Raw genomic sequence first — 26,681 nt, 5'->3', positions numbered from 1 at the left:
ATAGCGATATGCGTGCCAGTGAATTTATCGTCGTATCTATCTGTTTTATAACGTTATTTATTTTTAACCGCCGTTTGGTCGTGCAAAATCTTGCGCGAGGGCGCTGATTCTCAAACGGGATTTGGCACAGATTCGCGTGTTGGCGGATTCATGGAACCGGACAGTCGGCGCGACCACTCAGAGCGCATGACCACGCTCAGAACCGTCCTATGAAGATCGTCGCCCCCGCGCCACAGACGTTGCCTCCTGCTCCGGGCGCCACCGCGCCCAATCCAGCGCTGTCGTCCGCTAAAAGTCCGGCTGTGCCGGTAGCGCCGCCGCGAACCAACGCGCCGAACCCCAACGGGACGTCACCGTTGCAAGTCTCACGCTTTGCCGCCGCGCTGGTGCAGCAAAGCCGCAGCCTGGGCCAGCGAGAACTGATCGCCAGTGGCAATGCCTTGCAGTCGCGGGCGGTGAAGCTGGGCGAGTTGTATCAGCAGTTGATGGGGTCGCAAGACACCGGTCTTGAAGACGCCGCGCGCAACTTGCGCAAGTTTTTGCTCAAGCAGCGTGCGGCCAATCTGGCGCAGGTGCTCAGTTATAGCGATGGCGATCCGGCCAAGGCTCACGTGGTGTTACAAGCCGCTCGCAAACAGGCTCAGGCCGACGGGGCCACAGGCGAACACGTGGTGCTGACTCAGCAACTGAAGCTGCTGCGGCGCAAATACGGCCAGCGTGCTCGGGCCGGTATCAACAGCGCCAAAGCCTTTTCCAAATCCGGAATCGACAGCAAGCGTCGCGGCGCCCTGCGTAACCTGTATGGCGTGGCGACTGCCGGGCAGCAGAACATCACCGGGCTGATCGACGCGCTGCTCAGCGAACGGGAAGAAACCGGCGATTTCGAACTCAACCTGCGCGACATGCGCAGCGCCATCGCCGACGACCTGTCATCCCTCACCCCGTCCACCTCCCCCCAGCAACTGCGCACCTTGATGCACGGCCTGAACACCGCCCGCCACGTCGCGACGCTGCTGCAAAGCTGCGAACACCTGCTGGGCCGGATGCGCAGCAAGAACCCGGGTTTGCAGGTCGACCCGGCGTCGTTCCTCAAGCACCTGTTGGCGCTCTCGGGCAAGGGCATGACCCTGAACGAAACCCTGCAACTGACCCAGCACATCGGTGGCAAGCAGCTCAAGCACCAACTGGCGTTCCTCAACGGCCTGCGACCCATGCTGCAACAACTGCCGATCCTGCTCTGGCGTGACATGAAAAGCCGGCAAAACGCGTTGGGCAACCTGCTCATTCTCATGGCCGAACTGACTCGGCTGGAACAGAACCCGACCCTGGGAGACCTCGCCTGATGGATCGCGTCATCAACCTGCTCAACCAACTGGCCCTGGCGGCGATGCGACGCTCGGAAATCGTCGGTGCCTTCGTGGTCATCGCCATCGTGTTCATGATGATCACGCCGCTGCCCACCGGGCTGGTGGACGTGCTGATTGCCGTCAACATCTGCATTTCCTGCCTGTTGATCATGCTGGCCATGCACTTGCCCCGGCCGTTGGCGTTCTCGACCTTTCCAGCGGTGTTGCTGCTGACCACCATGTTTCGCCTGGCACTGTCGATTTCCACGACCCGACTGATCCTGCTCAATCAGGATGCCGGGCACATCGTCGAGGCCTTCGGCCAGTTCGTCGTCGGGGGCAACCTGGCGGTAGGCATGGTGATTTTCCTGATCCTGACCGTGGTCAACTTTCTGGTGATCACCAAAGGCTCGGAGCGGGTCGCCGAAGTCGGCGCACGCTTCACCCTCGACGCCATGCCCGGCAAGCAGATGTCCATCGACAGTGACTTGCGCGCCAACCTGATCAGCGTCCACGAAGCCCGTCGCCGTCGCGCCGAACTGGGCAAGGAAAGCCAGTTGTTCGGTGCCATGGACGGGGCCATGAAGTTCGTCAACGGTGACGCCATCGCCAGCCTGATCATCGTGGCGATCAACATGATCGGCGGCATCGCCATCGGCGTCGTGCAGCACAACATGAGCGCGGGCGATGCGCTTCAGGTCTACACCGTATTGACCATCGGCGACGGCCTGATCGCGCAGATTCCGGCGCTGCTGATCTCGGTCACCTGCGGCATGATCATCACCCGCGTACCGGACGAAGAACGGGCCGAAGCCAACATCGGTCGCCAGATCGCCGAGCAGATCACCAGTCAGCCCAAGGCGTGGATCATCGCGGCGGTGGCGATGCTCGGCTTTGCCGCCCTGCCCGGCATGCCGACAGCAGTGTTCATTGTCATTTCGATCATCTGCGGCATCGGCGGGCTGTTGCAGTTGCACCGGGCCAAACCCAAGGCCGAGCAGGTCCAGGCCGTGGCGGTGGCCCCTGAAATGAATGGCCGGGAAGACCTGCGCACCTTTTCCCCCAGCCGCCAGTTCGTGTTGCAGTTTCATCCCAGCCAGAACCCGGCGCAGGTCGAAGCGCTGGTCAGCGAGATCCGCCAGCGCCGCAACCGGCTGGTGGTGCAATACGGCCTCACGCTTCCCTCGTTCATCATCGAACAGGCCGAACACTTGCCCCCGGACGAATTCCGCTTTTCGGTCTATGAAGTGCCGCTGCTCAAGGCGACCTTCACTGAAAGCCATGTCGCCGTGGACGTGCGCAGCCTTGAAGACTCACCGGACAACGCGCTTTCCGGCAGCGTCGAACGCCAGGAAGGCCAATGGCTGTGGCTGCCAGCCGACGACCCGCAATTGCTGGATCAACACGTCGAACGGGTCGACGCCATGACCCTGATCATCGAGCGCATGGAGCGCGCCTTGCAGTCGTGTGGGCCGCAATTCATCGGATTGCAGGAAACCAAGGCGATTCTCGGCTGGCTGGAGAGCGAGCAGCCTGAACTGGCTCAAGAGATGCAGCGGGTACTGCCGCTGGCGCGCTTCTCAGCGGTCTTGCAACGCCTGGCGTCCGAATGCGTGCCGCTGCGGGCGATCCGGCTAATCGCCGAAACCCTGATCGAGCATGGCCAGCATGAGCGTGAAGTGACGGTGTTGGCGGACTACGTGCGCATTGCCCTGAAATCGCAGATCTATCACCAATACTGCGGCGCCGAGGGCCTGTTGGTCTGGGTGCTGACCCCGGAAAGCGAAGGCATCCTGCGCGATGGTTTGCGCCAGACCCAGACCGAGACGTTCTTTGCGCTGGACAACGACACCAGTCAGTTACTGGTGCAACAACTGCACATTGCCTTTCCGGTGCGCACCAGCGAGCGGGCGGTATTGCTGGTCGCCCAGGACCTGCGCAGCCCGCTGCGTACGCTGTTGCAGGAAGAGTTCTATCACGTGCCGGTGCTGTCTTTCGCCGAAATCAGCAACGCCGCGCAGGTCAAGGTCCTGGGTCGCTTCGATCTGGAAGAGGATCTCGACGCACTGGATAACGACTATGCCGCCTGATCTGCCATCTGAGCGCCGGAGAGCTTCGCATGTTTGAATTACGGGTATTGAGTGGCCTGCATCAAGGCGCCGCGCTGCCGTTGGTGGGCGATCAATGGGGGATCGGTTCGGACGCTGAGCAGGACCTGGCCTTGCACGATCCGGGCGTCGAACAGTTGCATTGCCGATTGCAGCGCGACGGCGAACGCTGGGTCATGAACGGCGCCGACGGCCAGATTGGCGATCAGGAGGGGCATCGGCACGACACCGCCGAACTGCTGCCCAACACCGCGTTCGTGCTCGGTTCGGTGTGGCTGTGCGTGTCGGCGGCCGAGGATGCCTGGCCTACCCTGCCCGCGGTGACTCAACCACTCCCGAACATGGAGGAACTGGCGCCTGAGCCGGAACCCGCTCCCACGACGCCACCGCTGGAAAAAGTCGAATCCCGTTCGCGTCTGCTCAATCGCACCACCGGCATCGTGGTCGGCGTGTTACTGGGTATCGCCGGAAGCGCCTGGAGCCTGACCCGCAGCAGTGCGCCTGAGCCGCTGGCGGCGGGCATTGCGACGCAGCCATCCGCCCAGAGCATCCACGCGCCGAAAAAAGCCGCCGCGCCTGCGCATAAGCGGGTGCATCTGGCCAACGCCGATGACACGCGACGCCAGCTCAACACCATGCTCAGCGACCGCCTGCTCAGCGACGTCAGCATTCAGGAAACCGCCGATGGCCTGACCCTGAGCGGCAACCTCAAACCCGAGTCGCAGTTGGTTTATCAGCGCATGTTGCAACGCTTCAAAGACCTATATGACAGCCCCGTGGCCCTGATCGACAACGTCACTGCGTCAAGCAGTGGCCTGCCGTTCACCATCGTGCAGATCATGTCCGGCCCCCACGCCCACTTGGTCACTGCCGACGGCCATCGGCTCTACATCGGTGACGAATTGAATGGCCTGCGCCTGACCCGCATCGATGACAACCGCATCCAGTTCGACGGCGAGCGGCATTACGAGGTGAACTGGTGAACGCCGCCCTCGATCAATGGAAAACCGCCCACACCCGGCGCCTAAACGGCTTTTCTGCGGTGCAGGTCAGTGGCCGGGTCAGTGCCGTGAGCGGGATTCTGCTGGAGTGCCAGATTCCCGCAGCCAAAGTCGGCGACCTGTGTGAAGTGAGCAAATCCGACGGCAGCGTGATGCTCGCCGAGATCGTTGGCTTCACTCGCGATTGCACCTTGCTCAGCGCGTTGGGCACACCGGATGGCATTCAGGTCGGCGCGCACATTCGCCCCCTGGGTATGGCCCATCGAATCGGTGTCGATGACGGCCTGCTGGGCAGCGTGCTGGACGGTTTTGGCAGGCCACTGCTGGAGGATTCCCAAGGCGCGTTTGCCGGACCGGGTGACCGGCGGGTGACCTTACCGGTGATCGCCGATGCGCTGCCGCCGACCCAACGCCCTCGCATCACTCAGGCGCTTCCCTCGGGCGTGCGTGCCATCGACAGCGCGATTCTGCTCGGCGAAGGCCAGCGTGTCGGCCTGTTCGCCGGTGCCGGTTGTGGCAAAACCACATTGATGGCGGAGCTGGCGCGCAACATGGCCTGTGACGTGATCGTCTTCGGCCTGATCGGCGAGCGGGGTCGCGAGCTGCGTGAATTTCTCGATCACGAACTGGACGCTACCCTGCGCAGCCGTTCTGTGCTGGTCTGCGCCACCTCCGACCGATCGAGCATGGAACGCGCGCGAGCAGCGTTCACCGCCACAGCCATTGCCGAGGCTTACCGCGAGCGCGGCATGAAAGTGCTGCTGTTGCTCGACTCTCTTACTCGTTTTGCCCGAGCGCAGCGGGAAATCGGCATCGCGGCGGGCGAACCGCTGGGGCGCGGCGGTTTGCCGCCCTCGGTCTACACGCTACTGCCACGGTTGGTGGAGCGCGCCGGGATGAGCGAGACGGGTTCGATCACGGCGCTGTACACCGTGCTGATCGAGCAGGATTCGATGAACGACCCGGTGGCCGATGAGGTTCGTTCGTTGCTCGATGGCCACATCGTGCTGTCGCGCAAACTCGCCGAACGCGGGCACTACCCGGCTATCGACGTGCAGGCCAGCATCAGCCGGATTCTCAGCAACGTCACGGGGCGCGAGCACCAACAGGCCAACAACCGGCTGCGACGGCTGATGGCTGCCTACAAACAAGTGGAAATGTTGCTGCGTCTTGGCGAATACCAGCCCGGTGGTGACCCGGTGACCGATTGCGCGGTGCAATTGAACGAGCCGATCAACGCGTTTCTGCGCCAGGACCTGCGTGAGCCGGTGCCATTGCAGACCACGCTGGAGGCGTTAATGCAATTGACGTCGCAGTTGCCGGAGTGAATGAGTGCGCAAAGAACACCGGTGTGCCTCTGGGAACCGGGTTCGCAACCCGATACCCGTCGTGATCCACCAAGAGGCCGCCGATTCTAAATGGAAGAAGAACTGGAAATCGACCCGAACCATCTGGCCATGGAACAGGTGATCGCCGTGCTCAAGCCCTTGCGTCAGCACCGTCAGGCCAGTGCCGAACGGGCGCAACGCCGGGCGCAGCAGGCGCTGGAGGACATGCAGGTGCATTTGCAGGAAACCCGCGATGCATTGACCCAGGAACGCATCAACCAGCGAGAACGGCGTCAGGTGCTCAGCGACGCCAACCTGAACAAAGCCATGGCGCTGAACGATCTGGACCGCTGGCATGAAAAGGAACACCGCATGCTCGACCGATTGGCCTATATCCGTCAGGACGTCGAACAACAGCGCCTGGGCATCGACGAGCAGCAACAGCGTCTGGAACAGGCCCGTGCGGACGCCAAAGCTTCCCAGCGCGCCGTGGAAAAACTGGCCTGCCTGGCCGAAGCCCTCAACGAACAAGGTTGATTTGCCATGAATACGCCCATCAAAACCACGCCTCGCCCCGTTGCGCAGCCCGCCCAGCGGCCGGTTCAGGCGCAATCTCCGGCGCCTGCGGACAATCGCGCCAGCCTCGGCGGCCCGCGTCGCGGCGAGCTGGATCGCCTGCGCACCGCCTGGCATCAGCCCTCCCCCAACGACGCATTGAACGCCGACGGCCTGTTCTTCTCGCAACTGCTAGTGCCCTCGGTCAGCGAAGAACCGGATCATTCGGGTTTCGGCGGCAGCGGCCTCAATCTGTTGCCTCCCGGTGACGGCATGCCCACTCAATTGATCGACGAGCTCGCCGAGCGCCTCCCCGCACAGCCCGACGGCCCGTTCAACGTGACGTTGATCATGCCCCGTCTGGGCGAGGTCCAGGTCAACGCCAACAAGCGCGACAATCAGTGGAACATCGAACTGGCCTTCGCCCGGCGCGGCGTACTCAAGCGTTTGCAACCCCATCAGCGCGCTTGTGAAAACGCGCTGGCTGAAGCGCTGGGCGAGAACGTGGATTTGTCCTTTGACGAGGTCCTGCCCGCATGAACCCGGTGACGCTACGCACAATCGACTCAACCGCTGCCCACTTCAGCCGCCGTTTGGGCATGGGGGCCAGCCTGACTTTCAACGCACAAGGGTTGCCCGGTGAGTTGACCCTTCGCCCGCAACGCTTGCCCGACGGCGATCAAACACCCTTTCAGACGTTCAACAGTGCCCTCGGTGTGTTCAGCCTCAGCGAAGCCGAAACCCTGCTCAGCCTGCTTGGCGAGCTGCCGGTCACGCTCACGGGCGAGCACCAGCCGTGGTACTGGCAGGTGCTCAATCAACATTTCAGCCCGGTGATCGCGGAACTGCTTTCGCCCCTTGAGCCACTCAGCGGTAACACTGCCTTGTCGACTGTCGATGAAGCGGCTGAAGTGAGCTGTCGGATGGTGCTGCGCTTGGGCCATCAGACCGTGCATGGTGTACTCCGCGCCTCTGCCGACGTCCTGCTGCGCTGGCTGGATGGCGCGGACTGGAAAGTCCATCGTGCGCAGGCCGATGAGCATTGGCCCGTCGACACGCCATTGGAGCTGGGCCGCTTGTCCCTGACACTGGAGCAACTGGCCTCGCTGCAACCCGGCGACGTCGTGCTGCCAACGCTCAGCCACTTCGACAGCGACGGTCATGGCCGCCTGCAACTGGGCGGGCGGCAATGGGCAGTGCAGACCGACAGCCACGACCGGCAGTTGTACGTACGGTTCAGCCATGAGGAAGCACGAAAAAATGACCCAGGAAGCGCTCTATGACGAAGAGCTGGACACCTCGATCGACGATGAATACCACGCGTCCCCCGAGCCGTATGAGGAGGACGACGCTCAGGCGCTGAACGCCGAGGACGTTCCGGCGCACGACGATTACGCCGCTGAAGCGCCGGTGCTTTCAAACGCTGACGCCCAGGCGCTGGACTCCATTGACCAACTGCCCATGGCCCTCACCCTGCGCTGCGGCAGTCTCAACCTGACCTTGGGCGATTTGCGCCGGATCGCGCCAGGCACGGTGCTGGAAGTCGGCGGGGTCACGCCCGGATTTGCCACGTTGTGCCACGGCGAACGCGTCGTCGCCGAAGGTGAACTGGTCGACATCGATGGGCGTCTGGGCCTGCAAATCACCCGTGTGGCGTCGCCCGCATGATCATGGACGGGATGAACCCGGTGATGCTGGCGCTGTTTCTGGGCGCCCTGTCGTTGATTCCGTTTCTGCTGATCGTCTGCACGGCGTTCCTGAAAATCGCCATGACCCTGCTGATCACTCGCAACGCCATCGGCGTGCAGCAGGTACCGCCGAACATGGCGATGTACGGCATCGCACTGGCGGCGACGATGTTCGTCATGGCCCCGGTAGCCCATGAGATTCAGCAACGGATTCACGAACACCCTCTGGAAATGGGCAGCACCGACAAGTTGCAAACCAGCGCCAATACGATCATCGAACCGCTGCAACGCTTCATGAGCCGAAACACGGACCCGGACGTGAGTGCCCACCTGCTCGACAACACGCAACGCATGTGGCCCAGGGAAATGGCCGATCAGGCGACCAAGAATGACCTGCTACTGGCCGTTCCGGCGTTCGTGCTGTCGGAGTTGCAGGCCGGGTTTCAGATCGGCTTTCTGATCTACATCCCGTTCATCGTCATTGACCTGATCGTGTCCAACCTACTGCTGGCGCTGGGCATGCAGATGGTCTCGCCGATGACCATTTCCCTGCCGCTCAAGCTGCTGCTGTTCGTGCTGGTGCAAGGCTGGACGCGCCTGCTCGACAGCCTCTTCTATTCGTACATGTGAGGCGGCCATGGAAGCTTTGGCATTGTTCAAGCAAGGCATGTTTCTGGTGGTGATCCTCACTGCGCCGCCGTTGGGCGTGGCCGTATTGGTGGGGGTGATCACCTCGCTGGTGCAGGCGCTGATGCAGGTTCAGGATCAGACCCTGCCCTTCGGCATCAAGCTGGCAGCGGTGGGCCTGACCCTGGCCATGACCGGGCGCTGGATCGGCGTCGAATTGATCCAGTTCATCAACATGGCCTTCGACCTGATCGCCCGTTCCGGGGGCATGCACTAGATGCCCTTCGACGCGCAAGGCTTGTTCGAGCTGATGCTGGGGATGGGGCTGGCCGCTGCGCGCCTGCTGCCCTGCATGATTCTGGTCCCGGCGTTCTGCTTCAAATACCTCAAGGGGCCGCTGCGCTATGCAGTGGTGCTGGTGGTGGCGATGGTCCCGGCGCCGGCCATCAGCCGTGCCCTGTCGTCGTTCGAAAACGACTGGTTTTCCATCGGCGCATTGCTGCTCAAGGAGGCGGTGCTCGGCACCCTGTTGGGCCTGTTGCTGTACGCGCCGTTCTGGATGTTCGCCTCGGTGGGGGCGTTGCTCGACAGCCAGCGCGGCGCGTTGAGCGGTGGGCAGCTCAATCCGGCACTGGGGCCTGACGCGACGCCCTTGGGTGAGCTGTTTCAGGAAACCCTGATCATGCTGGTGATCCTCTCGGGCGGGTTGTCGTTGATCACGCAGGTGATCTGGGACAGCTACCAGATCTGGCCGCCCACCGCCTGGTTGCCGGGCATGACGGTGGATGGCCTGAACGTGTTTCTCGAACAGCTCAACCAAACCCTGCAACACATGATGCTTTACGCCGCACCGTTCATTGGCCTGCTGCTGTTGATCGAGGCGGCATTGGCGATCATCGGTCTGTATGCGCAGCAACTGAACGTGTCGATTCTGGCGATGCCCGCCAAGAGCATGGCCGGGATCGCCTTTTTGCTGATTTATCTGCCCACGCTGTTGCAACTGGGCAATGGACAGATTCTGCAACTGGCGGACCTCAAACACCTGCTGTCGCAATTGGTCCCGACGCCATGAGCGGGAGAACACAGCCGTGAGCGAAAAAACCGAAAAGGCCACCCCCAAACAACTGCGCGACGCCCGTGAAAAAGGCCAGGTCGGGCAAAGTCAGGACGTCAGCAAATTGCTGATCCTGCTGGTGGTCAGCGAGATCACCCTGGGCCTGGCCGACGAAAGCGTCGAACGCCTTCAGCATTTGATGTCGCTGTCGTTTGGCGGCATCGGCAAACCCTACCTGCACACCCTCGAACAAGTCGCCAGCGAAGGCGCCTCGATGCTGATCGGCTTCATTCTCAGCAGCGTCGGCATGGCCATGTTGATGCGGCTGGTCGGGAGCTGGATGCAGATCGGCTTCCTGTTCGCACCCAAGGCCCTGAAGATCGACATCAACAAACTCAACCCTTTCGCCCACGCCAAGCAGATGTTCTCGGCGCAGAACCTCACGACCTTGCTGCTCAGTCTGCTCAAGGCCGTGGCGATCACCGCCACCCTGTACACGGTGGTCAAGCCATCGCTGGGGGCGTTGATTCTGCTGGCCAACACCGACCTGACCACTTACTGGCATTCGCTGCTGCAACTGTTCCGCCATATCCTGCGCGCCACGTTGGGGCTGCTGCTGGTGATCGCCATGGCGGACTTTGCGCTGCAAAAATACTTCCACGCCAAAAAGCTGCGCATGAGCCACGAAGACATCAAGAAGGAATACAAGCAGTCCGAGGGCGACCCTCACGTCAAGGGCCACCGGCGGCAACTGGCCCACGAGTTGCTCAACCAGGCCCCGACCGCGCCGCCCAAACCGGTGGAAGACGCCGACATGCTGGTGGTCAACCCGACCCACTACGCTGTGGCGTTGTACTACCGACCGGGGCAGACGCCACTGCCGCAGATTCACTGCAAGGGTGAAGACGACGACGCGCTGGCGTTGATTGCACGGGCGAAGAAAGCCGGGATTCCCGTGGTGCAGAGCATCTGGCTGGCGCGCACGCTGTACAAGGTCAAACCCGGCAAATACATCCCTCGCCCGACGTTGCTGGCCGTGGCGCATATTTATCAGGTGGTCAGGCAGTTGGAAGAAGTGACGGACGAGGTGATTCAGATTGAGGAGCCGTAAGGACGCTGGTCGCTGTCTTTCGCCAGAAGTCCGGCCCAAGCGCAACACTCGCCTACCCGCCCGGCACCCGCACCAACACGTAATCCTCCTTATCGAATCGCCCACTGAGCAGCACCGGCAGTTTCCAGAATCGCGTGCCTTGCAGCTTCTGGAAATCGTTGTTGCTCATTACCACATTGGCCGGTCCGACGATGCGCTCAAGCTGGGCGGGCGAATCGGTGAACACCGGTTGCAGATCCTCATCGACATTGACCATGAACTTGATGCCCTTGGCGTCCTTGCCCATGCCGTGCAGCACCAGCGCGGCGCTGTCGGTACGGGTGACGTCACGCACGGCCTGCGTGAAATGGCGGGTGTCGTACAGCATGCGTTCGGTCTTTTCGAACACCCCGATGTAGCCGATCCACACCGCCAGCACGGCGCACGCCGGCAGCCCGTACAACCGCAGCCGAGGGCGCATCAACAGCGGCAAGGCGATCAACTGCAACAACCCCAGCACGGTCAAGATCGGCCCGATCTCGCTCAGTGCTTCAGGAAACCGCGGACGCACCGCCAGCAAACCGGCCATCAAGGTGCCGGGGATGAAGCAGCACAAGGTCAGGATCAAACCCCGTAACCACCAGAAATACTGACCGGCGCGAACCTGAAACGGGTACGCCGCCACAATCGCCGCCATGGGCAACATCGGCAGGATGTACCGGGCTTTTTTCGCCTGGGGAATCGACAGCCCGACCATCACCGTCAGCCCGGCAAACGCACACACGTAGAGCAGGTTCAACGCCTCGCTGGGCTGACGCCGCCCCCAGATCGCGACGACCACCAACACCAGCAGTGCCAGCGGGTAGGCCAGCGCGTAATTGCCGAACGAGCTGCCGAAATACCAGAACACCGGGCTGGCGCCCTCGCTGCCATCCATGCGCGAGGTGATCTGCATGCGCAACACCTCAGCGAGCAGGGCCTCGCCACCGCTGAGCCGCGCCAGCAACAACAATGCGCCCATGCAGGCCACCAGCAGCACCAACGCGATCAGCGCGACCATCCAAAGACGCTGCCACTGGCGATTGAGCAGGTAATAGCTGCAGAGAATGCCCGTGGGCACGACCAGCCCGATCGGACCACGGATCGCGAAACCCAGCACCAGCAGCATCAGAATCCACCCCAGCCGCCGGGCGGAACTGAAATGATCGTGGGCATAGGCCAGATAGAAGACGGCAAAGGACACCGTCGCCAGCATCTGGTCCAGCGACACGGCACGGGTTTCGGTGATGAAGGTGTTGCTCAACAGCAGCAACGCGATGCTCAACCAGGCCCAGCGTCGCGAGTACGGGGCCAGCAGGCGGTACATCAATCCGACCGTGACCGCTGACGCAATGCACGTGGGCAACCATGCCGTGAAGCTGGTCACCTCGCCAAACGGCCACGAAAACAGGTAGATCAGCCAGGTCGAGAACCCGGAATAATCCGGGTAGGGCTCGCCATAGGTGGTGGGAAACACGCTGGGGCCGTGGCGCAACATTTCCTGGGCGAACAACACGAAGCGCGAGTCGAATCCGATGATGCTCAGGTGCCAGCTGGCGGCGACGAACAGCAGGAACGCCAGCCCCCCTGCGCGCCACGCCTGACGTCGGGCTCGCGCCGGGGTGACCCCGGATAAAAATTCGGAAGCGACTGCTGTCAATGCACACCCCTCAGCACGGCGATACCGGTCAACGACTGACGAAATAGTAGACGCGATCCCCCACCTTGACCTGCTCCACGATATTCAGTGGCGGCCGCGGCGCCTCTTCGCTCTCCATGATGGCGACGGTGCGGGCCGAACCGCTCAGCATCGCCTGCAACTGGCGATCGTCGTGGGCTGTGCCGAGCAGGCTCTGGCTGTAGAACACGCTGGCGCCGGCCAGCCGCTCACTGGGTTGAAACAGCACCACCTCCTTGCCTTCGGCCTGAAGCGCACGGACGCGTTCGGTCAACGGGACGAATGACAGTTTTTTGTCCAGCCTGGGCGCCAGCCAGAACGCCGAGGACAGATACCCGGCGCACACAATTCCGACAACACCGACGGCCAGTGCCGGGCTGCGTTCGAGCCAGCGTTGTGCCCGGACCGACGACCCGGCGCGATCACGCAAGCGTTGACGCAACACCGCCAGGTATTCCGAAGCGATCACCGCCGCCGCCGGCGTCAACGACATCAGGTACACCATGCGTTTGCTCGATGCCAGGGTCAGCAACAGAAACTGGGCCAGCAGCCACAGGCTGAAGAACAACAGATGGCGGTCTTGAACGAGCTGCTTTCTGAAGTGCCACAGCCCCAGGTACACCAACAGGTTCCACGGCAGGAAGGCCTCCGGCAGTTTACTGAAGTAGTAATAGAACGGCTCGTAGTGACCGGCTTCAACGAATTCACCATTGAAACGGCCCACGCTGTTGGTCCACAGCACAGCCTTGAGGGACTCGATGCCACCCTGTCCGTAGAGAAAATAGAGCCAGATCAGCAACGGGATCAGCGCCAGCAACGTAAACATCAACGGGCGCAGCCAGTGGCTCAGCACGAATCGACGTTCCAGCATCGTTTCCACCACCAGATAGGCGAAAATCACCACCCCCGGCAATGCCAGCCCCAGCACGCCCTTGCTCAGGGTAGAAATCACGATACCCAGGCTGAACAGCAACCAGCGCCCAACGGGCAGTGTGGTGAATTGACGATGCCGACTGGCATGAAAAAACGCCAGCAGCGCCACGGTCACGCCTAGGGTCAAGAGGGCGTCTTCGCCCACTTGCCGGGCATTGCTCCAGAAGGTCGCCGTGGTCAGCAGCAGGCAGACTGCGCCCAGCGCAACGAAATGGGGTCGGCCGAAGCGGCGCAACAGGTGGTACAGCGCCCACAGCGTAAGCAATCCGGCGAAGGCCGAGGCCAGACGCACCGCCAACGGCACAGGCCCAATGACCCGAATCGCTGCGGCATCCAGCCACAGGCTCAGCGGCGGTTTTTCCAGAAAGGGTTCGCCGTTCAGCGTCGGTGTGACCCAGTTGTTGCTCAAATGCATTTCCATCGCGATCCCGGCAACGCGAGGCTCAGTGGAGTTCTGCAACTGATGATTGCCCAACGCAAAAAACAGCAATAACGCGCACAGTAATGCCACCGCATGGCTATAACGAACATTCACAATAAGTGTCCACCTTGAGAACAGGATCCGCGGCCGCAGCTTAAAGGCAAATTGTTAACGTTATGCGTGACGCCCTCTTAAAATCAAACAACAACATTCCGATGTAAAACTTTCGTGAAAATACCCTTTAAGCGACGTTTGGATTGTTAACGAGGCAACGCCTTCGTATTCGTCAAACACGCTTCCACCCACCGCCCGCCTTCTGAATCACCCAGTGAATACGGGGCTTTCGAGCAAAGGTGAGATGTGAAAGTGTTTTTCACATGCGCTTCACTCCTCATTGACCCTCCTCTTTTTAAGCTACCCCCGCCTGATTCAAACCGTTTCCCTTTACGTTGAATGCCTGAGTGTAAAGGCGAGGCGCGCGTGAACACAGACCCCTCTTTTTTATTGAACGAGCCGACCATGAACTCGAACTTCACCCATGTGCTGGATGAACTCGGCACGCGTTATCACGCGCTGGGCACTCTTTCTCGACGTTTTCTTTTTCTGGCGGGGCTGTTATCGCTGATCGGGCTCGCTGCATTTGTATTGCGCCCGGCGCCACTGGCGGATCTCGCACAGGGACAGCGACTGCATCGGGCCAACTTCTTCTCTTTGTGGGAGAAAGGTGATCTGGTGGTCCTGGTACGCCATGTCGAACGCTGCGACCACTCCACCAACCCCTGTCTGGCGCAGCCCGACGGCATCACGGTCAAGGGCCGCGTCATGGCCGACCGGCTCGGACAAGCCTTTCAATCGCTGGGCATGCAAGGGGTGAACCTCTACAACAGCCCCTTGCGGCGCACCGAGCAGACCGCAGCGTTCGCCTTCAATCAGACGACCGAGGGCCAGGACTGGCTGGCCAACTGCCGTAAATCGATGCTGAGCAATGTGATCAACCACAAACAGGACGGCCACAACCTGGTGCTCGTGACGCACAGCGAGTGCATCGCCGACCTGGAAAAATCCCTCAACGTGCCCTCCCCGTCGTCGCCGGATTATGGCTCGGCGCTGATCGTGTCGGTCGACCCGCAAACCCACGTCGCCAAGGCATTGGGCTACATCGACCCGCAGGACTGGGTCAAAGTCCTGGCCAAGCGCCCCTGAACCCTGACCTATCCTTCACCCTCTATCGAGACACCCCACCGTGCACAACCGCCGAAGCCGCTTTTACTTCAACAACCTGGGCATTCCCCTGTTGCTGGCGCTGGCCCTGTTCGTCAGCTTCGACCTGACCGGGCTTGATGTCATCCTCAGCGACTGGATGTACAACACCAGCACTCACGCGTTCCCGCTGCAACACAGCAAACTGTTCGAAACCATCACCCATAAATGGGCGCGGATCATCCCGAACTGGACCGGCGAACTGGCGATCATCGGCGCCCTGCTGTCGTTCATCTGGCCGCGCTTCAAAGCCGAGAAACACCAGACACTCATGGCGTGGCTGGAAAAGGTCCGGATCGCACCGCTGTTGCGTTTCCTGACCCGCCATCGTCGTGATTTGTTGTTCGTGGTGTTCGCGTTCTCCATCACCACGGGCGCCATTCACTACTTCAAGAGCCACACCAGTATTTACTGCCCGGTGGAGACCACGTTGTACGGCGGGGTCGAGCAGAAAAAAGAGTGGTTCGAAAATTTCAATCTGCTGCACGACGCGGGTGCGGGACGCTGCTGGCCCGGCGGTCACGCGTCGGGGGGCTTCACCATGATGGCGCTGTTTTTCGTGGCACGTCGCTATCGCTGGCGACACGCCCGTACGCTGTTGGCCTTTGCCCTGACACTGGGGATGGTGTACGGCACGACGCGGGTCTTGCAGGGCTGGCACTTCATGTCCCACACCTTCTGGGCCGGGATCATCGTCTGGTTCTCGATGTTCCTCACGGCACTGGTGTTCTATGGCAGGGCCAGGCTGGATCCTTCGATTCCGTTGGCGCCCAACGCCAAGACCTTCAGGCCGACACGCGTCCAGACGACCCCAGTACCACGGTGAAACAGCAACCCGCCGGTTCACGGCTGGTCAATGTCACGGTCCAGTGCTGATTGGCACAGATGCGCTGGACCAGCGACAGCCCCAACCCCAGCCCCTCCCCACGCTGCTCGTCGCCCCGCACGAAGGGCTGAAACATCGCCTGCTGCTTCTCCAGCGGAATCCCGATACCGCTGTCTTCCACCCTGAAACCATCAGGGCATATCGTCAGCCGGATAAAACCGTTGTCGGTGTAGTGCCAGGCATTGCGCAGCAGGTTGCCCATCACTGACCGCAGCAACGCGGCGTTGTACAGGCCATCGGCGTCAGGGCACGGGACAAAGATGAAATTCAGCCCCTTCTCCCTGATCGGCTCACGCCAGATATCCACCAGTTCTTCTGCCACCTGCCCCAGGCCAGCCTGCTGCCCATTCGGTGCCTTGTTGCCTTCCGTACGGGCCAGCAGCAGGAAGGTTTCGACCAGTTGGTTCATACCCGCCGTGGCTTTGCTGATGCGCTGCACCTGCGTGCGGGAACGGTCGTCCAGACGCGGGTATTCCAACAGCAATTCGCAAGAGGTGGCCAGCACCATCAACGGCGTGCGCAGTTCGTGGCTGACGTCGCTGGTGAACAGTTTTTCCCGGCCCAACGCGGCGCGCAGACGCCCCAGCGTGTCGTCGAAGGAGCGCGCCAGCGCCCCCACTTCGTCCCGGGCGTAATCGTTGGCCAGCACAGGGGCCAGTTCCAGCAGTTGATCCTGATGCCGCACTTGACCGGCGAGCCGCGAGACCGGCGCCATCACGCGGGACGCCAGCAGTCGCCCCAGCAAAATGGCCAGCAACACACTGAGAATGAAGCCCACCAGCACCACAGCGAACAGAATGCGTTCGCGCTTTCTGAAACTGCGCTGGTCACGCAACAGGACATAGCGGCGCCCGCCGACGTCCTCGACCATGGCGTAATAGCCCTTGGTGCCGCGAAAGAACTCCTGAAAACCCGGTTGCAGGGGCTTGAGATCCTCGACCATCGCCACGTCGTCAATGCCGTCGTCGGCATAGAACAACTCGCCTTTTTCCGGACGATGCCGCCAATCCTCGATACGGTCCTGCGTCAGCAACCGATGCAGATTGCCGCCCAGGCTCATGATCGTCAGGCGCTTTTCCACCACATGCACCGTGGCGATCACCCCCACCGCAAACACCCCGGCCACCAAGGCGCTCATCAGGGCGAAGACGATCACGATCCGTTGTTTCAAGCTGTGTTTGATATCCATCCGACTCTGCGCACACCCAAGCTGACCACGACTGCCTCAGGGTTCGAACGCCCACGGCCTGCGCGCATTATCGGCATCCGGATGTCATGGTTTCGTCAATTGCCACGCGCGGGCGACGGGGTGCCTGCATAAAAACCGGATGCCTTCGTCCACAGAAAGGCCGTGGGTCAATTGCCCATTGATCGCGGCATCAGCGCCATCGCCATCGCGCAGCCGCCCATCAACACACAGGTGACGATGAACACGATCGACATGCCGAAATGGCCGCCCAGGTAACCACCGGTCAGCGGCCCGAGTACCTGTCCGACGTATTGGCTCGATGTGGAGTAGCCCAGCATTCGCCCGGCCACTGCGTCAGGCACGGCGTGGCGAATGATGGCCGCAATGCAAGGCAACAAGCCGCCCAACGCAACGCCCATCAGGAAACGCAGCGCGACCAGTTGCCAAGCGTTGGTGACAAACGCCTGGGGGATCAAGAGAATGGCCGCCGCCGTGAGACAGCCGATCACCACCTTGCGATGGCCGATCCGGTCCGCCAGCTTGCCGATGCGCGACGCTGACAATACGCTGGCCAACGCCGTGGCCGACATCACCAGCCCCGCCATGAACGTCACGTTTTCGGTGTGCAACTGCGTCAGGTACACCGTGATGATCGGCTCGATGGACATGATCGAGAACATCACCAGGCTCGCCACCACGAACATGGCGATCACCGGTTTGCGGTCAGTGATCAATTCCCATGGACGCCGGGACGCAGTCGCCTTCGCATCGGCCTTCGGTTTGGGGCGAGGCGCCTCTTTCATCAGAAACAACGTGGCCAGGAAGGTCACGAAGATCACCCCACCGGCCAGAAAGAACGTGTTACGAATGCCGATCAGTGGCGGCAACGACCCACCAATCAGCGGGCCTGCCAGATTGCCAGCCATGATGCCTGACGACAGGGTGCCCAGCGCCCAGCCCGAACGCTCCTTGGGGGTCTGAGTGGCGACCAGAATCGTCGCGCCCGAGGCATATCCGCCCAGCAACCCGGCCAGCAACCGCAGGCCCACCAACTGATAGATGTTCTCCGCCAGGCCGATCAACGACATCGCGATCGCCATGCCAAGGCTGGCGCGAATCAGCATCAACTTACGCCCGTAACGGTCCCCCAATCGCCCCCACAACGGCGCGGTGAGCGCAGCAGAAAAGAACGTCGCGCCATAGGCGACGCCGGACCATTGCACCACTGCCGCAGCATCGCTCACGCCCAAATGCTCGACATACAGCGGCAGAAAAGGCAGCAGCAAGGTCATCGCGACGATGGTGGTGAAGGCGCCGATGACGCACACGGCCAAATTACGTTTCCAGTGCTGCTCGATGACGGCGGTGGGCGGCGCGGCGGACATTTCGACTTCCTTGCTGGGTGATATCCGCACACGGTAGAGGGTCAAACGCCATAAATAAAATTCATGTTTTTCATACAGTGAATTCCCGTCTGGAATACCATCAAGGCGCTTTAAGGTCTATCAAAGGTGCAACAACAGTCCATTACTTCATCGTTAATCCTACGAAGTGCTTCACGCATCATCGCGGCTGATGACGTTTATCGACAGACAGTATTTCTTCGCGGCGCTCGCCCGTTTTTAAAATAGCGCCATCGACGGGTTAATCCCCACCTCACTTTTACACCCTCCGATGAACTGGAGTTCGCCATGAAATATGTACTGTTTGCTGCCTTATCGATGTTCAGCCTGTTTGCCTCGGCCAACGATAATACCCACAGTCCGTCGGCGGCCGTTCAGGACACTCAATACGACTACACCCACGATCTGGACATCGCCAAAATCATCCGTATCAGCAACGCCAACGTGGCCTCCAGCGAATGTGGCCCGCTGAAGGCGCAGATGGAATACGTGGACAGCAAAGGGGTCAGCCACACACTTGAGTACACCCGTCTGGGGGACGATTGCGAAAAAGGCTGAGTGTTTTGCAAGACACTTTTACCCATCCGTTAATAATTAACGCCACATCAATATTCACCCTGATTATCAATTCCCGTGATGCGCTGTATCGAGACTCGCCATTTCCGGACATCGCTAACTTGGCGAGATACTGCGGCCCTACCTACCGATCACTCTGTTTAATGCTGATGCTCTTTCTGGAGAAAGACCATGAAATACGCACTGTTTGCCGCGCTGTCGATCTTCAGCGCTTTTGCTTCGGCCAATCAAGCTGTCAACGCGGACGCCGCCGTCCCCCCTGCCGTCGAGTACACCTACTCGCAGCACCTGGACATCGCCAAAGTCATCAGCATGACCAGTGCCAGCGACCTGTCTACCGCCTGTGGTCCAGTGGAGTCGCACATGGTGTACGTCGACAGCAAAGGCGTGACTCACAATCTGGAGTACACCCGTCTGGGCGATGGTTGCCAGAACGGTTGATTGCCGACGCAGGGTTCTGCGTTATCGGCAAATAGGGTTAGAGTAAACGCGCTGGCTCCACAACCGGCGCGTCAGGTTGTGGGGCGCTTTCCATTCAATTGACTGAAGGAAGTCCCGCGTGAATCAACCGTCTCACCCAGCGAACATTGCCGAACTGATTGTCGACGCCATGCGCGACGGTCGAAAAATCACCGAGATTCGCCCCGATTACATCCCCGCAGACGCCTCCAGCGCCTACGCGCTGCAACGGGAAATTCTGCGCCTGCGCGACACCACCGTCGGCGGCTGGAAAGTCGGCTCCAAATCCACCAGCGGCGGCCCGATCAACGGCGCACTGTTGCCCGAAGACGGCCTGTTTGCCAGCGGCAGCCAGGTGGAAATCGTCGATTACCCCCAGCCCATTCTCGAACTGGAAATCGCGTTCCGCCTGAACCGCGAGTTCGCGCCCCGTGCCGAGCCGTATTCCGATGAAGAGGTGCTCAGCAGCATTGGCTCGATGGGTGCAACCATTGAGGTCGTTTCCAGCCGTTTCATTGCCTGGCCAAAAGTCGATCCGCTGCTGGCGCTGGGCGACCTGCTGAACCACGGCGCGCTGATCGTCGGTGATTTCGTGCCTTACGACCCGACATTTCCGTTCCTGGAGCCGGCGCTGACCTTCACATACGCGGGCGAAGACATCGTGCCAGGCGACGGCGCCAATCCGGCGGGCGACCCTCGCCGCCTGTTGCCGTGGCTGGTGAACCATCAAACGCAGAACGGTTTCAGCGTGACACCCGATCTGGTCATCACCACCGGCTCGTACACCGGCATGTACCTGACCAAAGGCGCGGGTGTGGCCGAAGGTGAAATCCGTGGCCTGCCGCCGATTTCTGTGGAGTTGATCTGATCGCTCATTAAGCGACTGCCTCCTGCCCACACGCCCTTTCCCTGCTTGCGAATACAGTGGCCCAGACACCATCCCGGCGTCTGGGCCACTGCGTTTGCGGCCTAGACCTCCCCCGCGCTCACCTCATTTCACTCTCTGAAATCCCGCCAGGGCGACCATCGCTTGCCTGTCGCTGACCGTGCCCGGTTTTCCGCTCATCACTTTTATTTAAATAGTCACTTGCATAGTGAAAGTCACACGCTTAAATTATGACCATAATTTATTCACACCTTCACGCTTGAGAGGCTGTTCATGAAGAAGAAAAGCTTCGCCGACATGCCCTGTCCCATCGCCCTCAGCCTTGAGCACGTGGGGGATTGGTGGAACATCCTGATCCTCCGAGACCTGGCCTATGGTCTGAGTCGCTTCGACGAATTCCAGAAAAGCCTGGGCATCGCGTCCAGCACCCTGACCCGCCGCCTGAACGACCTGATCGCCTCGGGTCTGGTGGAGCGTCGCGCTTATACCGACAAGCCGCCGCGCTACGACTACCTGCTCACCGAGCGTGGTCGCGACTTTCGCCCGGTGGTGCTGACCCTGATGAAGTTCGGCAACAAGCACTTCGCCCGTAATGGCACGCGCATTCAGCTGTTCGACGAGCAAACCGACCAGCCCGTCGATCTGCAACTCACCGATGGCAACACCGGCAAGCCCATCAGCTTCCTCGAACACACCGTGCGTTACAGCGGCCCGCCCGAGAGCCTGTCCGCCTGGCGTGTCGAGACCGGCCGTACGCGTCGCGAGGGCTATCGCAACAGCCTGACCCCATCCCCCAAAACCGCCTCTTGACCACTGCAGCCCACAGGTAATCCGCCATGAATCAGCCACAAACCGTCACCGAGCCCGCTGCCGCTGCAGCACCGCCCAAATCCGCTCGGGGCAAACGCCTGATGTTGCTGTCGCTGGGCAGCGCCGCCGTGATCGGCGCCGTGCTGTTCGGCGCGCACTGGTGGACCGTCGGCCGTTTTCTCGAATCCACCGATGACGCCTATGTCGGCGGCGACGTGACGGTGATCGGGCCAAAAATCCCCGGCTACATCACCGAACTCAAGGTGATCGACAACCAGTTCGTTCACGCAGGCGATCTGCTGGTAAAAATCGATGACCGCGACTACGTGGCCGCGTTGAAAAAAGCCGAAGGGGCCGTGGCCGCCGAAGAAGCGCTGCTGGCCAACCTTGATGCCACCGAGCAGCTGCAACACGCGGTGGTCAGCCAGGCGAAAGCCGGGATTGACGCAGCCAACGCCGAAACGGTGCGTTCGCGGGATGATCAGGTGCGTTATCAGGTGTTGTCGGGGCGCTCGGCGGTGTCCATCGAAAGCTTCCAGCGCGCTGACGCGACCTACAAGACTGCCCAGGCCAACGGTGCCAAGGCCCAGGCCTCGATGCTGGCCTCACAACGGCAACTGGACGTGATCGCCACCCAGAAACAACAGGCGCGTGCCGCGCTGGAGCAGGCGAAGGCCGAGCGGGACCTTGCGCAACTGAACGTCGGTTACACCGAACTGCGCGCTCCGGTCGATGGCGTGATCGGCAACCGCCGCGCCCGAGTCGGCGCCTATGCTGCCGCCGGGACGCAGTTGATTTCGGTGGTTCCGGCCACAGGCCTGTGGGTCGATGCCAACTTCAAGGAAGACCAACTGGCACGCATGCAGCCGGGCCAGGCCGTGACGATTGAAGCCGACGTGTTGCCGGGCCAGGTGTTCCATGGTCATCTGGACAGCCTGGCCCCCGCCACCGGTTCGCAGTTCAGTGTGCTGCCGCCGGAAAACGCCACGGGCAACTTCACCAAGATCGTGCAGCGGGTACCGGTGCGGGTTTATCTGGATGGCGAAGACGGCCGCCTCGGCAAACTGCGTCCGGGCTTGTCGGTGATCGCTGAAGTCGACACGAAAAACCAGCCCCGTGACACCCATGATCAAGTCGCCAGTGCCGTTAACGGGAAGACCACGCCATGAGCTCGGTCGCCGCCAAAGCCAAAGGCCCGGTCGACGTTGCCTCAATGACGACGTCCACCAAAGTCCTCGCGTTCGCCACCATGTGCCTGGGCATGTTCATCGCGCTCCTGGACATCCAGATCGTGTCTGCCTCGTTGCGCGACATCGGCGGCGGCCTGTCGGCAGGTGCCGATGAAACCGCCTGGGTGCAGACCAGCTACCTGATCGCTGAAATCGTGGTCATTCCGTTGTCCGGCTGGCTCGCGAGGGTGTTCTCCACCCGTTGGTTGTTCTGCGCCTCGGCGGTCGGTTTTACCGTCGCCAGCCTGCTCTGCGGTCTGGCCTGGAATATCCAGAGCATGATCGCCTTTCGCGCACTGCAGGGCTTTCTCGGCGGTTCGATGATCCCGATGGTGTTCACCACCGCCTTCGTGTTTTTCACAGGCAAACAGCGGGTCATCGCCGCCTCGACCATCGGTGCCGTGGCCTCCCTCGCGCCCACGCTGGGTCCGGTGATCGGCGGCTGGATCACCGATGTGTCGTCGTGGCACTGGCTGTTCTACATCAACCTGGTGCCGGGCATTTTCGTCGCCATCGCCGTGCCGATCATGGTCAATATCGACGCCATGGACCTGAAGCTGCTCAAGGGCGCCGACTACTTCAGCATGGTGTTCCTGGCGCTGTTTCTGGGCTGCCTGGAATACACCCTCGAAGAAGGCCCACGCTGGAACTGGTTCAGCGACCAGACCATTCTCACCACCGCCTGGGTATCGGGGCTGGCGGGGCTGGCGTTCATCGGTCGTACGTTGAGCGTGAACAACCCGGTGGTCGACCTGCGCGCCCTGAGCGATCGCAACTTCGCGCTCGGTTGCTTCTTTTCTTTCGTCACCGGCATTGGCCTGTTTGCCACGATTTACCTGACGCCCTTGTTTCTGGGCCGGGTGCGCGGTTACAGCGCGCTGGAAATCGGCGAGGCGATTTTCTCCACCGGGGTGTTCCAGTTGATGGCGATCCCGGTGTACGGCTTCCTCGCCAACCGCGTCGACCTGCGCTGGATCATGATGTTCGGCCTGTCGCTGTTCGCGTTGTCGATGTGGGACTTCTCGCCCATCACCCACGACTGGGGCGGTCATGAGTTGATGCTGCCCCAGGCCATTCGCGGGTTCGCTCAGCAGATGGCCGTGCCGCCTACCGTGACATTGACCTTGGGCGGCCTTCATCCTTCGCGACTCAAACAGGCCTCCGGGCTGTTCAACCTGATGCGCAACCTTGGCGGCGCCATCGGCATCGCAGCCTGCGCCACGCTGCTCAACGACCGCACCAACCAGCACTTCACCCACTTGGCGGAGCACCTGAACGTCAGCAACGAGGCCATGAACATCTGGCTTGCGACGGTCACCGACAACTTCGCCAGCCTGGGCCAGAACAGCGCCGAAGCCAGCAACTCAGCGTTGCATCAATTGTGGCTGTTGACCTACCGCGAAGCCCAAACGCAAACCTACGCCGATACGTTTCTGGTGATCATGGTCTGCTTCATCGTAGCCGTGGCGATGGTGCCGCTGATGCGTAAAGTTGCGCCGCCCAAAGCCCCCTCTGCCGACGCCCATTGAGACCGCCATGAAAACGCCTTCTTCCTTTTCAGCTCCCGTTCCGAGGACCGCTCCATGAACACTCTGGCGTCTCGTTTCAAACGCAACGGCGTCTTTGCGCTGAGCACGTTGTTCATTGCGCTGGCCGGTTGCACCGTCGGCCCTGACTACCACCAGCCGGACAACCCACTCACCGCGCACTACCAGAATCAACCGCTGCTGCAACAGCGGGTCGGTGAAACCCCGGCGCCTGCACTCGACAACTGGTGGACCGGTTTCAACGACCCCGAACTGAGCCGCATCATTCAGCGCGTGCTGGACCAGAATCTCGATCTGGCGAAATCCTTCGCTCGCGTCGAACAGGCCCGCGCCGTGGCACAGCAAGCCGGGGCGATTCGCTTGCCTCAGGGCGCACTGGACGCAAAGGCCGTGCGCCAGCGCCAGTCCACCGAAAGCTCGCAAGGCCAGATCGGCAGCACCTTTCCCGGTTACGACCGCAATCAAACCTTGGAAACACTCAGCGTCGGCGCCAGTTGGGAGGCTGATCTCGCAGGCGGTCTGAAGCGGGGCGAAGAAGCGGCCGTCGATGAAGCCCAAGCCGCAGAAGCCGCGCATGTCGGCGTGCGTATTTCCGTGGCGGCTGAAGCGGCAGACGCCTATTTCCGCATCCGGGGTGCGCAGCAGCGGCTGGCGGTCGCGGAGGATCAGGTCAAGACCCAGAATGGCCTGCTGGACCTGATCAAGGACCGCATGAGCATGGGCCTGGCGACGAATCGCGAGCAGGCGCAAGCTGAAGCGTTGGTCTTGCAGGCTCGGGCCACGATCCCGCCATTGCGCACTGAACTCGCCACCCAACTCAACCGGCTGGACGTGCTAATGGGCGCTCAACCGGGCACCTACGCCCAAGAGCTGACAAACAGTCCGCAACACTACAGCGTGCCCACCATCAGCGACTCTGACGGCCCGGCTGACCTGTTGCGTCGTCGCCCCGACGTGGTCGCGGCTGAACGCAAACTGGCAGCGTCCAATGCGCGCATCGGCGCGGCGATTGCCGAGTACTACCCCAAAGTTTCCCTGTCTGGTTTGCTGGGCTTCGACACGGCACATAGCGGCCAGTTGTTCACCGCGTCGGCCTTCCAGCCTCAAGCCATTCTCGGCCTGCATTGGCGGCTGTTCGATTTTGGCCGGGTCGACGCAGAAGTCGCGCAAGCCAAAGGTGCCAACGCCGAAGCGCTGGCCGAGTTCCGACTGGCGATGTTGAAAGCCACTGAAGATGTCGAGAACGCCATCGTCACACTGGTGGAACTGGAGCAACAACGGGAGGAAGTGAACGCCGAAGTCGCGGCGCATCAAACCGCACGGGATGCGGCGCAGGACGCTTACAAAGGGGGCGCGATCAGCCTGGTGGAAGTGCTCGACGAAGACCGCCAGTTACTGGTGTCGCGAGATCAATTGGCGCAGTTGCACGCCAATGATGCGCGAGCGGCGGTCTCGACCTTCCGCGCCCTGGGGGGCGGCTGGCCGCAGTCGGCAAAATCGGATGTCGCACACCGCTGAACCGTGCGCCCCACCCTCACCCTGTAGGAGCGCACGAGCAACGCGAGGCCGCGATCGGCTGCGCAGCAGTCGTAACACGCACAACACGGCATCAGCTGACGAACCGCGTTCTCAGCGTTTACTGCCGCTTCGCGCCAGATCGCGGCCTCGCGATGCTCGTGCGCTATTACGGGGTCTGCGGCAATGAATCACCCCTTGATGAAGCCCAGCAGGATTTCGTTGATCTCGGCGGCCTGAACAGTGCACATGCCGTGGGAGCCGCCTTTGACGATGTGCAAAGTCGAGCCTTTCACCAGTTTGTGGCTCTTCTCGCCCGAGGCCACCAGCGGCACAATCTGGTCGTCATCACCGTGCAGGATCAAGGTCGGCACATCGATCTTTTTCAGGTCTTCGGTGAAGTCGGTTTCCGAGAAGGCCTTGATGCAGTCGAACTCGCCCTTGACGCTGCCGAGCATGCCGATGGACCAGAACGAATCGATGGCCCCTTGAGAAACCTTTACGCCCTCACGGTTGAAACCGAAGAACGGCACCGCGAGGTCCTTGAAGAACTGCGAGCGGTCAGCCGTGAAACCTGCGCGAATGCCGTCGAACACATCCATCGGCAGGCCTTCCGGGTTGGCAGCGGTCTTCAGCATGATCGGCGGCACGGCGCCAATCAGTACGGCCTTGGCCACACGGGACGAGCCATGACGGCCAATGTAACGCGCCACTTCGCCACCGCCGGTGGAGTGACCGATCATGATCGCGTCTTTCAAATCCAGCGCTTCGAACAACTGCGCGAGGTCATCGGCGTAGGTGTCCATGTCGTTGCCATCCCAGGTCTGGCCGGAACGGCCATGGCCGCGACGGTCATGGGCGATCACGCGGTAGCCTTTCTGGCCCAGATACAGCATCTGCGCATCCCAGGCATCGCCATCCAGTGGCCAGCCGTGGGAGAACACGATGGGCTGACCGGTGCCCCAGTCTTTGTAGAAAAACTCGGTGCCGTCTTTCAGGGTCAAGATAGACATGTGCCGCAATCCTCGGGAAGTGTGCAGGGAAGATTGAGCG

The 26,681-nt window shown here is 61.3% G+C and carries 26 protein-coding genes; 21 read left to right on the top strand and 5 right to left on the bottom strand.

Going from position 1 to position 26,681, the window contains the following annotated elements; genetic code table 11:
* Positions 1-209: 209 nt before the first annotated feature.
* The 12 genes from sctW (at position 210) to sctU (ending at position 10,818) form a co-directional block, all read left to right on the top strand.
* On the top strand, positions 210-1,343 hold the full coding sequence (sctW, locus tag ACI5GA_RS28955) for a type III secretion system gatekeeper subunit SctW (protein ID WP_421425395.1): 1,134 nt from the start codon (positions 210-212) through the stop codon (positions 1,341-1,343).
* Positions 1,343-3,436 (top strand): type III secretion system export apparatus subunit SctV, encoded by a 2,094-nt coding sequence (gene sctV / locus ACI5GA_RS28950; RefSeq protein WP_421425394.1) that lies wholly within the window; start codon positions 1,343-1,345, stop codon positions 3,434-3,436. Before sctW ends, sctV begins: the two co-directional genes overlap by 1 nt.
* 29 nt (positions 3,437-3,465) lie before the next feature.
* Positions 3,466-4,437 carry a type III secretion system inner membrane ring subunit SctD gene (gene sctD / locus ACI5GA_RS28945; RefSeq protein ID WP_421425393.1) on the top strand — a complete coding sequence of 324 codons (972 nt, stop codon included), beginning with the start codon at positions 3,466-3,468 and terminating at the stop codon, positions 4,435-4,437.
* Positions 4,434-5,783 (top strand): FliI/YscN family ATPase, encoded by a 1,350-nt coding sequence (locus ACI5GA_RS28940; RefSeq protein WP_421425392.1) that lies wholly within the window; start codon positions 4,434-4,436, stop codon positions 5,781-5,783. The genes sctD and ACI5GA_RS28940 overlap by 4 nt, the downstream gene beginning before the upstream one ends.
* 90 nt (positions 5,784-5,873) lie before the next feature.
* Positions 5,874-6,320: a type III secretion protein gene (locus tag ACI5GA_RS28935; protein ID WP_421425391.1), complete on the top strand. Its 447-nt coding sequence runs from the start codon at positions 5,874-5,876 to the stop codon at positions 6,318-6,320.
* A gap of 6 nt (positions 6,321-6,326) precedes the next feature.
* Complete coding sequence (locus tag ACI5GA_RS28930; protein WP_421425390.1) at positions 6,327-6,878, top strand: type III secretion system HrpP C-terminal domain-containing protein; 552 nt, start codon at positions 6,327-6,329, stop codon at positions 6,876-6,878.
* Positions 6,875-7,621 (top strand): type III secretion system protein, encoded by a 747-nt coding sequence (locus ACI5GA_RS28925; protein WP_421425389.1) that lies wholly within the window; start codon positions 6,875-6,877, stop codon positions 7,619-7,621. The genes ACI5GA_RS28930 and ACI5GA_RS28925 overlap by 4 nt, the downstream gene beginning before the upstream one ends.
* Positions 7,599-8,006 (top strand): FliM/FliN family flagellar motor switch protein, encoded by a 408-nt coding sequence (locus ACI5GA_RS28920; protein WP_421425388.1) that lies wholly within the window; start codon positions 7,599-7,601, stop codon positions 8,004-8,006. Before ACI5GA_RS28925 ends, ACI5GA_RS28920 begins: the two co-directional genes overlap by 23 nt.
* Entirely contained in the window at positions 8,003-8,656 is a 654-nt protein-coding gene (sctR, locus tag ACI5GA_RS28915; protein WP_421425387.1) for a type III secretion system export apparatus subunit SctR, read from the top strand. Before ACI5GA_RS28920 ends, sctR begins: the two co-directional genes overlap by 4 nt.
* A 7-nt stretch (positions 8,657-8,663) precedes the next feature.
* Positions 8,664-8,930, top strand: a complete 267-nt coding sequence (gene sctS / locus ACI5GA_RS28910; protein ID WP_108240629.1) for a type III secretion system export apparatus subunit SctS — start codon at positions 8,664-8,666, stop codon at positions 8,928-8,930.
* The gene (sctT, locus tag ACI5GA_RS28905; protein WP_421425386.1) at positions 8,931-9,725 is read left to right on the top strand and encodes a type III secretion system export apparatus subunit SctT; all 795 of its coding nucleotides are present in this window, start codon (positions 8,931-8,933) and stop codon (positions 9,723-9,725) included.
* 16 nt (positions 9,726-9,741) lie between these two features.
* On the top strand, positions 9,742-10,818 hold the full coding sequence (gene sctU, locus ACI5GA_RS28900) for a type III secretion system export apparatus subunit SctU (RefSeq protein ID WP_404637631.1): 1,077 nt from the start codon (positions 9,742-9,744) through the stop codon (positions 10,816-10,818).
* Between the two features lie 52 nt (positions 10,819-10,870).
* Here the strand turns inward: sctU and ACI5GA_RS28895 are convergent, their stop codons facing one another.
* Together ACI5GA_RS28895 and ACI5GA_RS28890 are read right to left on the bottom strand one after the other, a co-directional pair.
* On the bottom strand, positions 10,871-12,496 hold the full coding sequence (locus ACI5GA_RS28895; protein WP_421425385.1) for an ArnT family glycosyltransferase: 1,626 nt from the start codon (positions 12,494-12,496) through the stop codon (positions 10,871-10,873).
* Positions 12,497-12,524: 28 nt separating this feature from the next.
* A complete protein-coding gene (locus ACI5GA_RS28890) occupies positions 12,525-13,982 on the bottom strand; it encodes an ArnT family glycosyltransferase (protein ID WP_421425384.1) in 1,458 nt (485 codons plus the stop codon).
* A 405-nt stretch (positions 13,983-14,387) separates the two neighbouring features.
* Between ACI5GA_RS28890 and ACI5GA_RS28885 the strand changes: the two genes are divergently transcribed.
* Positions 14,388-15,071: a histidine phosphatase family protein gene (locus tag ACI5GA_RS28885; RefSeq protein WP_421425383.1), complete on the top strand. Its 684-nt coding sequence runs from the start codon at positions 14,388-14,390 to the stop codon at positions 15,069-15,071.
* 40 nt (positions 15,072-15,111) lie between these two features.
* Positions 15,112-15,954 (top strand): phosphatase PAP2 family protein, encoded by an 843-nt coding sequence (locus ACI5GA_RS28880; protein WP_421425382.1) that lies wholly within the window; start codon positions 15,112-15,114, stop codon positions 15,952-15,954.
* On the opposite strand, the gene ACI5GA_RS28875 is transcribed toward ACI5GA_RS28880, so the two are convergent.
* The gene (locus ACI5GA_RS28875; protein WP_404637621.1) at positions 15,914-17,203 is read right to left on the bottom strand and encodes a sensor histidine kinase; all 1,290 of its coding nucleotides are present in this window, start codon (positions 17,201-17,203) and stop codon (positions 15,914-15,916) included. The two genes, ACI5GA_RS28880 and ACI5GA_RS28875, sit on opposite strands and share 41 nt — an antisense overlap.
* Positions 17,204-17,370: 167 nt before the next feature.
* Positions 17,371-18,588 carry an MFS transporter gene (locus ACI5GA_RS28870; RefSeq protein WP_421425381.1) on the bottom strand — a complete coding sequence of 406 codons (1,218 nt, stop codon included), beginning with the start codon at positions 18,586-18,588 and terminating at the stop codon, positions 17,371-17,373.
* A 306-nt stretch (positions 18,589-18,894) separates the two neighbouring features.
* Between ACI5GA_RS28870 and ACI5GA_RS28865 the strand changes: the two genes are divergently transcribed.
* From ACI5GA_RS28865 to ACI5GA_RS28835, 7 genes are all read left to right on the top strand, one after another.
* Complete coding sequence (locus ACI5GA_RS28865; RefSeq protein ID WP_404637617.1) at positions 18,895-19,164, top strand: DUF2790 domain-containing protein; 270 nt, start codon at positions 18,895-18,897, stop codon at positions 19,162-19,164.
* 189 nt (positions 19,165-19,353) lie between these two features.
* Positions 19,354-19,623, top strand: a complete 270-nt coding sequence (locus tag ACI5GA_RS28860; RefSeq protein ID WP_421425379.1) for a DUF2790 domain-containing protein — start codon at positions 19,354-19,356, stop codon at positions 19,621-19,623.
* A gap of 118 nt (positions 19,624-19,741) precedes the next feature.
* The gene (locus ACI5GA_RS28855) at positions 19,742-20,509 is read left to right on the top strand and encodes a 2-keto-4-pentenoate hydratase (protein WP_404637613.1); all 768 of its coding nucleotides are present in this window, start codon (positions 19,742-19,744) and stop codon (positions 20,507-20,509) included.
* 291 nt (positions 20,510-20,800) lie between these two features.
* The gene (locus tag ACI5GA_RS28850) at positions 20,801-21,337 is read left to right on the top strand and encodes a winged helix-turn-helix transcriptional regulator (protein ID WP_404637611.1); all 537 of its coding nucleotides are present in this window, start codon (positions 20,801-20,803) and stop codon (positions 21,335-21,337) included.
* 26 nt (positions 21,338-21,363) lie between these two features.
* Positions 21,364-22,506, top strand: a complete 1,143-nt coding sequence (locus tag ACI5GA_RS28845; protein WP_421425376.1) for an HlyD family secretion protein — start codon at positions 21,364-21,366, stop codon at positions 22,504-22,506.
* Positions 22,503-24,095 carry a DHA2 family efflux MFS transporter permease subunit gene (locus ACI5GA_RS28840; RefSeq protein WP_421425374.1) on the top strand — a complete coding sequence of 531 codons (1,593 nt, stop codon included), beginning with the start codon at positions 22,503-22,505 and terminating at the stop codon, positions 24,093-24,095. Before ACI5GA_RS28845 ends, ACI5GA_RS28840 begins: the two co-directional genes overlap by 4 nt.
* 54 nt (positions 24,096-24,149) lie before the next feature.
* On the top strand, positions 24,150-25,631 hold the full coding sequence (locus ACI5GA_RS28835) for an efflux transporter outer membrane subunit (protein ID WP_421425373.1): 1,482 nt from the start codon (positions 24,150-24,152) through the stop codon (positions 25,629-25,631).
* Positions 25,632-25,819: 188 nt separating this feature from the next.
* On the opposite strand, the gene ACI5GA_RS28830 is transcribed toward ACI5GA_RS28835, so the two are convergent.
* Complete coding sequence (locus tag ACI5GA_RS28830; RefSeq protein ID WP_404637603.1) at positions 25,820-26,641, bottom strand: alpha/beta fold hydrolase; 822 nt, start codon at positions 26,639-26,641, stop codon at positions 25,820-25,822.
* Between the last annotated feature and the right edge of the window lie 40 nt (positions 26,642-26,681).

The organism is Pseudomonas sp. Pseu.R1, from assembly GCF_045764065.1.
Classification (GTDB): domain Bacteria; phylum Pseudomonadota; class Gammaproteobacteria; order Pseudomonadales; family Pseudomonadaceae; genus Aquipseudomonas.
The sequence above is the reverse complement of the archived record's forward strand: the minus strand, read 5'-3'. Positions and strand labels throughout refer to the sequence as shown.

Bases quoted from the DNA above. Each gene is read 5' to 3' on its own strand.
- ACI5GA_RS28860 (WP_421425379.1), top strand. From the start codon at position 19,354: ATGAAATACGCACTGTTTGCCGCGCTGTCGATCTTCAGCGCTTTTGCT.
- sctS (WP_108240629.1), top strand. From the start codon at position 8,664: ATGGAAGCTTTGGCATTGTTCAAGCAAGGCATGTTTCTGGTGGTGATC.
- ACI5GA_RS28925 (WP_421425389.1), top strand. From the start codon at position 6,875: ATGAACCCGGTGACGCTACGCACAATCGACTCAACCGCTGCCCACTTC.
- ACI5GA_RS28840 (WP_421425374.1), top strand. From the start codon at position 22,503: ATGAGCTCGGTCGCCGCCAAAGCCAAAGGCCCGGTCGACGTTGCCTCA.
- sctD (WP_421425393.1), top strand. From the start codon at position 3,466: ATGTTTGAATTACGGGTATTGAGTGGCCTGCATCAAGGCGCCGCGCTG.
- sctT (WP_421425386.1), top strand. From the start codon at position 8,931: ATGCCCTTCGACGCGCAAGGCTTGTTCGAGCTGATGCTGGGGATGGGG.
- ACI5GA_RS28920 (WP_421425388.1), top strand. From the start codon at position 7,599: ATGACCCAGGAAGCGCTCTATGACGAAGAGCTGGACACCTCGATCGAC.
- ACI5GA_RS28885 (WP_421425383.1), top strand. From the start codon at position 14,388: ATGAACTCGAACTTCACCCATGTGCTGGATGAACTCGGCACGCGTTAT.
- ACI5GA_RS28845 (WP_421425376.1), top strand. From the start codon at position 21,364: ATGAATCAGCCACAAACCGTCACCGAGCCCGCTGCCGCTGCAGCACCG.
- ACI5GA_RS28875 (WP_404637621.1), bottom strand. From the start codon at position 17,203: ATGGATATCAAACACAGCTTGAAACAACGGATCGTGATCGTCTTCGCC.
- ACI5GA_RS28930 (WP_421425390.1), top strand. From the start codon at position 6,327: ATGAATACGCCCATCAAAACCACGCCTCGCCCCGTTGCGCAGCCCGCC.
- sctV (WP_421425394.1), top strand. From the start codon at position 1,343: ATGGATCGCGTCATCAACCTGCTCAACCAACTGGCCCTGGCGGCGATG.
- sctR (WP_421425387.1), top strand. From the start codon at position 8,003: ATGATCATGGACGGGATGAACCCGGTGATGCTGGCGCTGTTTCTGGGC.
- ACI5GA_RS28865 (WP_404637617.1), top strand. From the start codon at position 18,895: ATGAAATATGTACTGTTTGCTGCCTTATCGATGTTCAGCCTGTTTGCC.
- ACI5GA_RS28835 (WP_421425373.1), top strand. From the start codon at position 24,150: ATGAACACTCTGGCGTCTCGTTTCAAACGCAACGGCGTCTTTGCGCTG.
- ACI5GA_RS28830 (WP_404637603.1), bottom strand. From the start codon at position 26,641: ATGTCTATCTTGACCCTGAAAGACGGCACCGAGTTTTTCTACAAAGAC.
- ACI5GA_RS28935 (WP_421425391.1), top strand. From the start codon at position 5,874: ATGGAAGAAGAACTGGAAATCGACCCGAACCATCTGGCCATGGAACAG.
- sctW (WP_421425395.1), top strand. From the start codon at position 210: ATGAAGATCGTCGCCCCCGCGCCACAGACGTTGCCTCCTGCTCCGGGC.
- ACI5GA_RS28870 (WP_421425381.1), bottom strand. From the start codon at position 18,588: ATGTCCGCCGCGCCGCCCACCGCCGTCATCGAGCAGCACTGGAAACGT.
- ACI5GA_RS28850 (WP_404637611.1), top strand. From the start codon at position 20,801: ATGAAGAAGAAAAGCTTCGCCGACATGCCCTGTCCCATCGCCCTCAGC.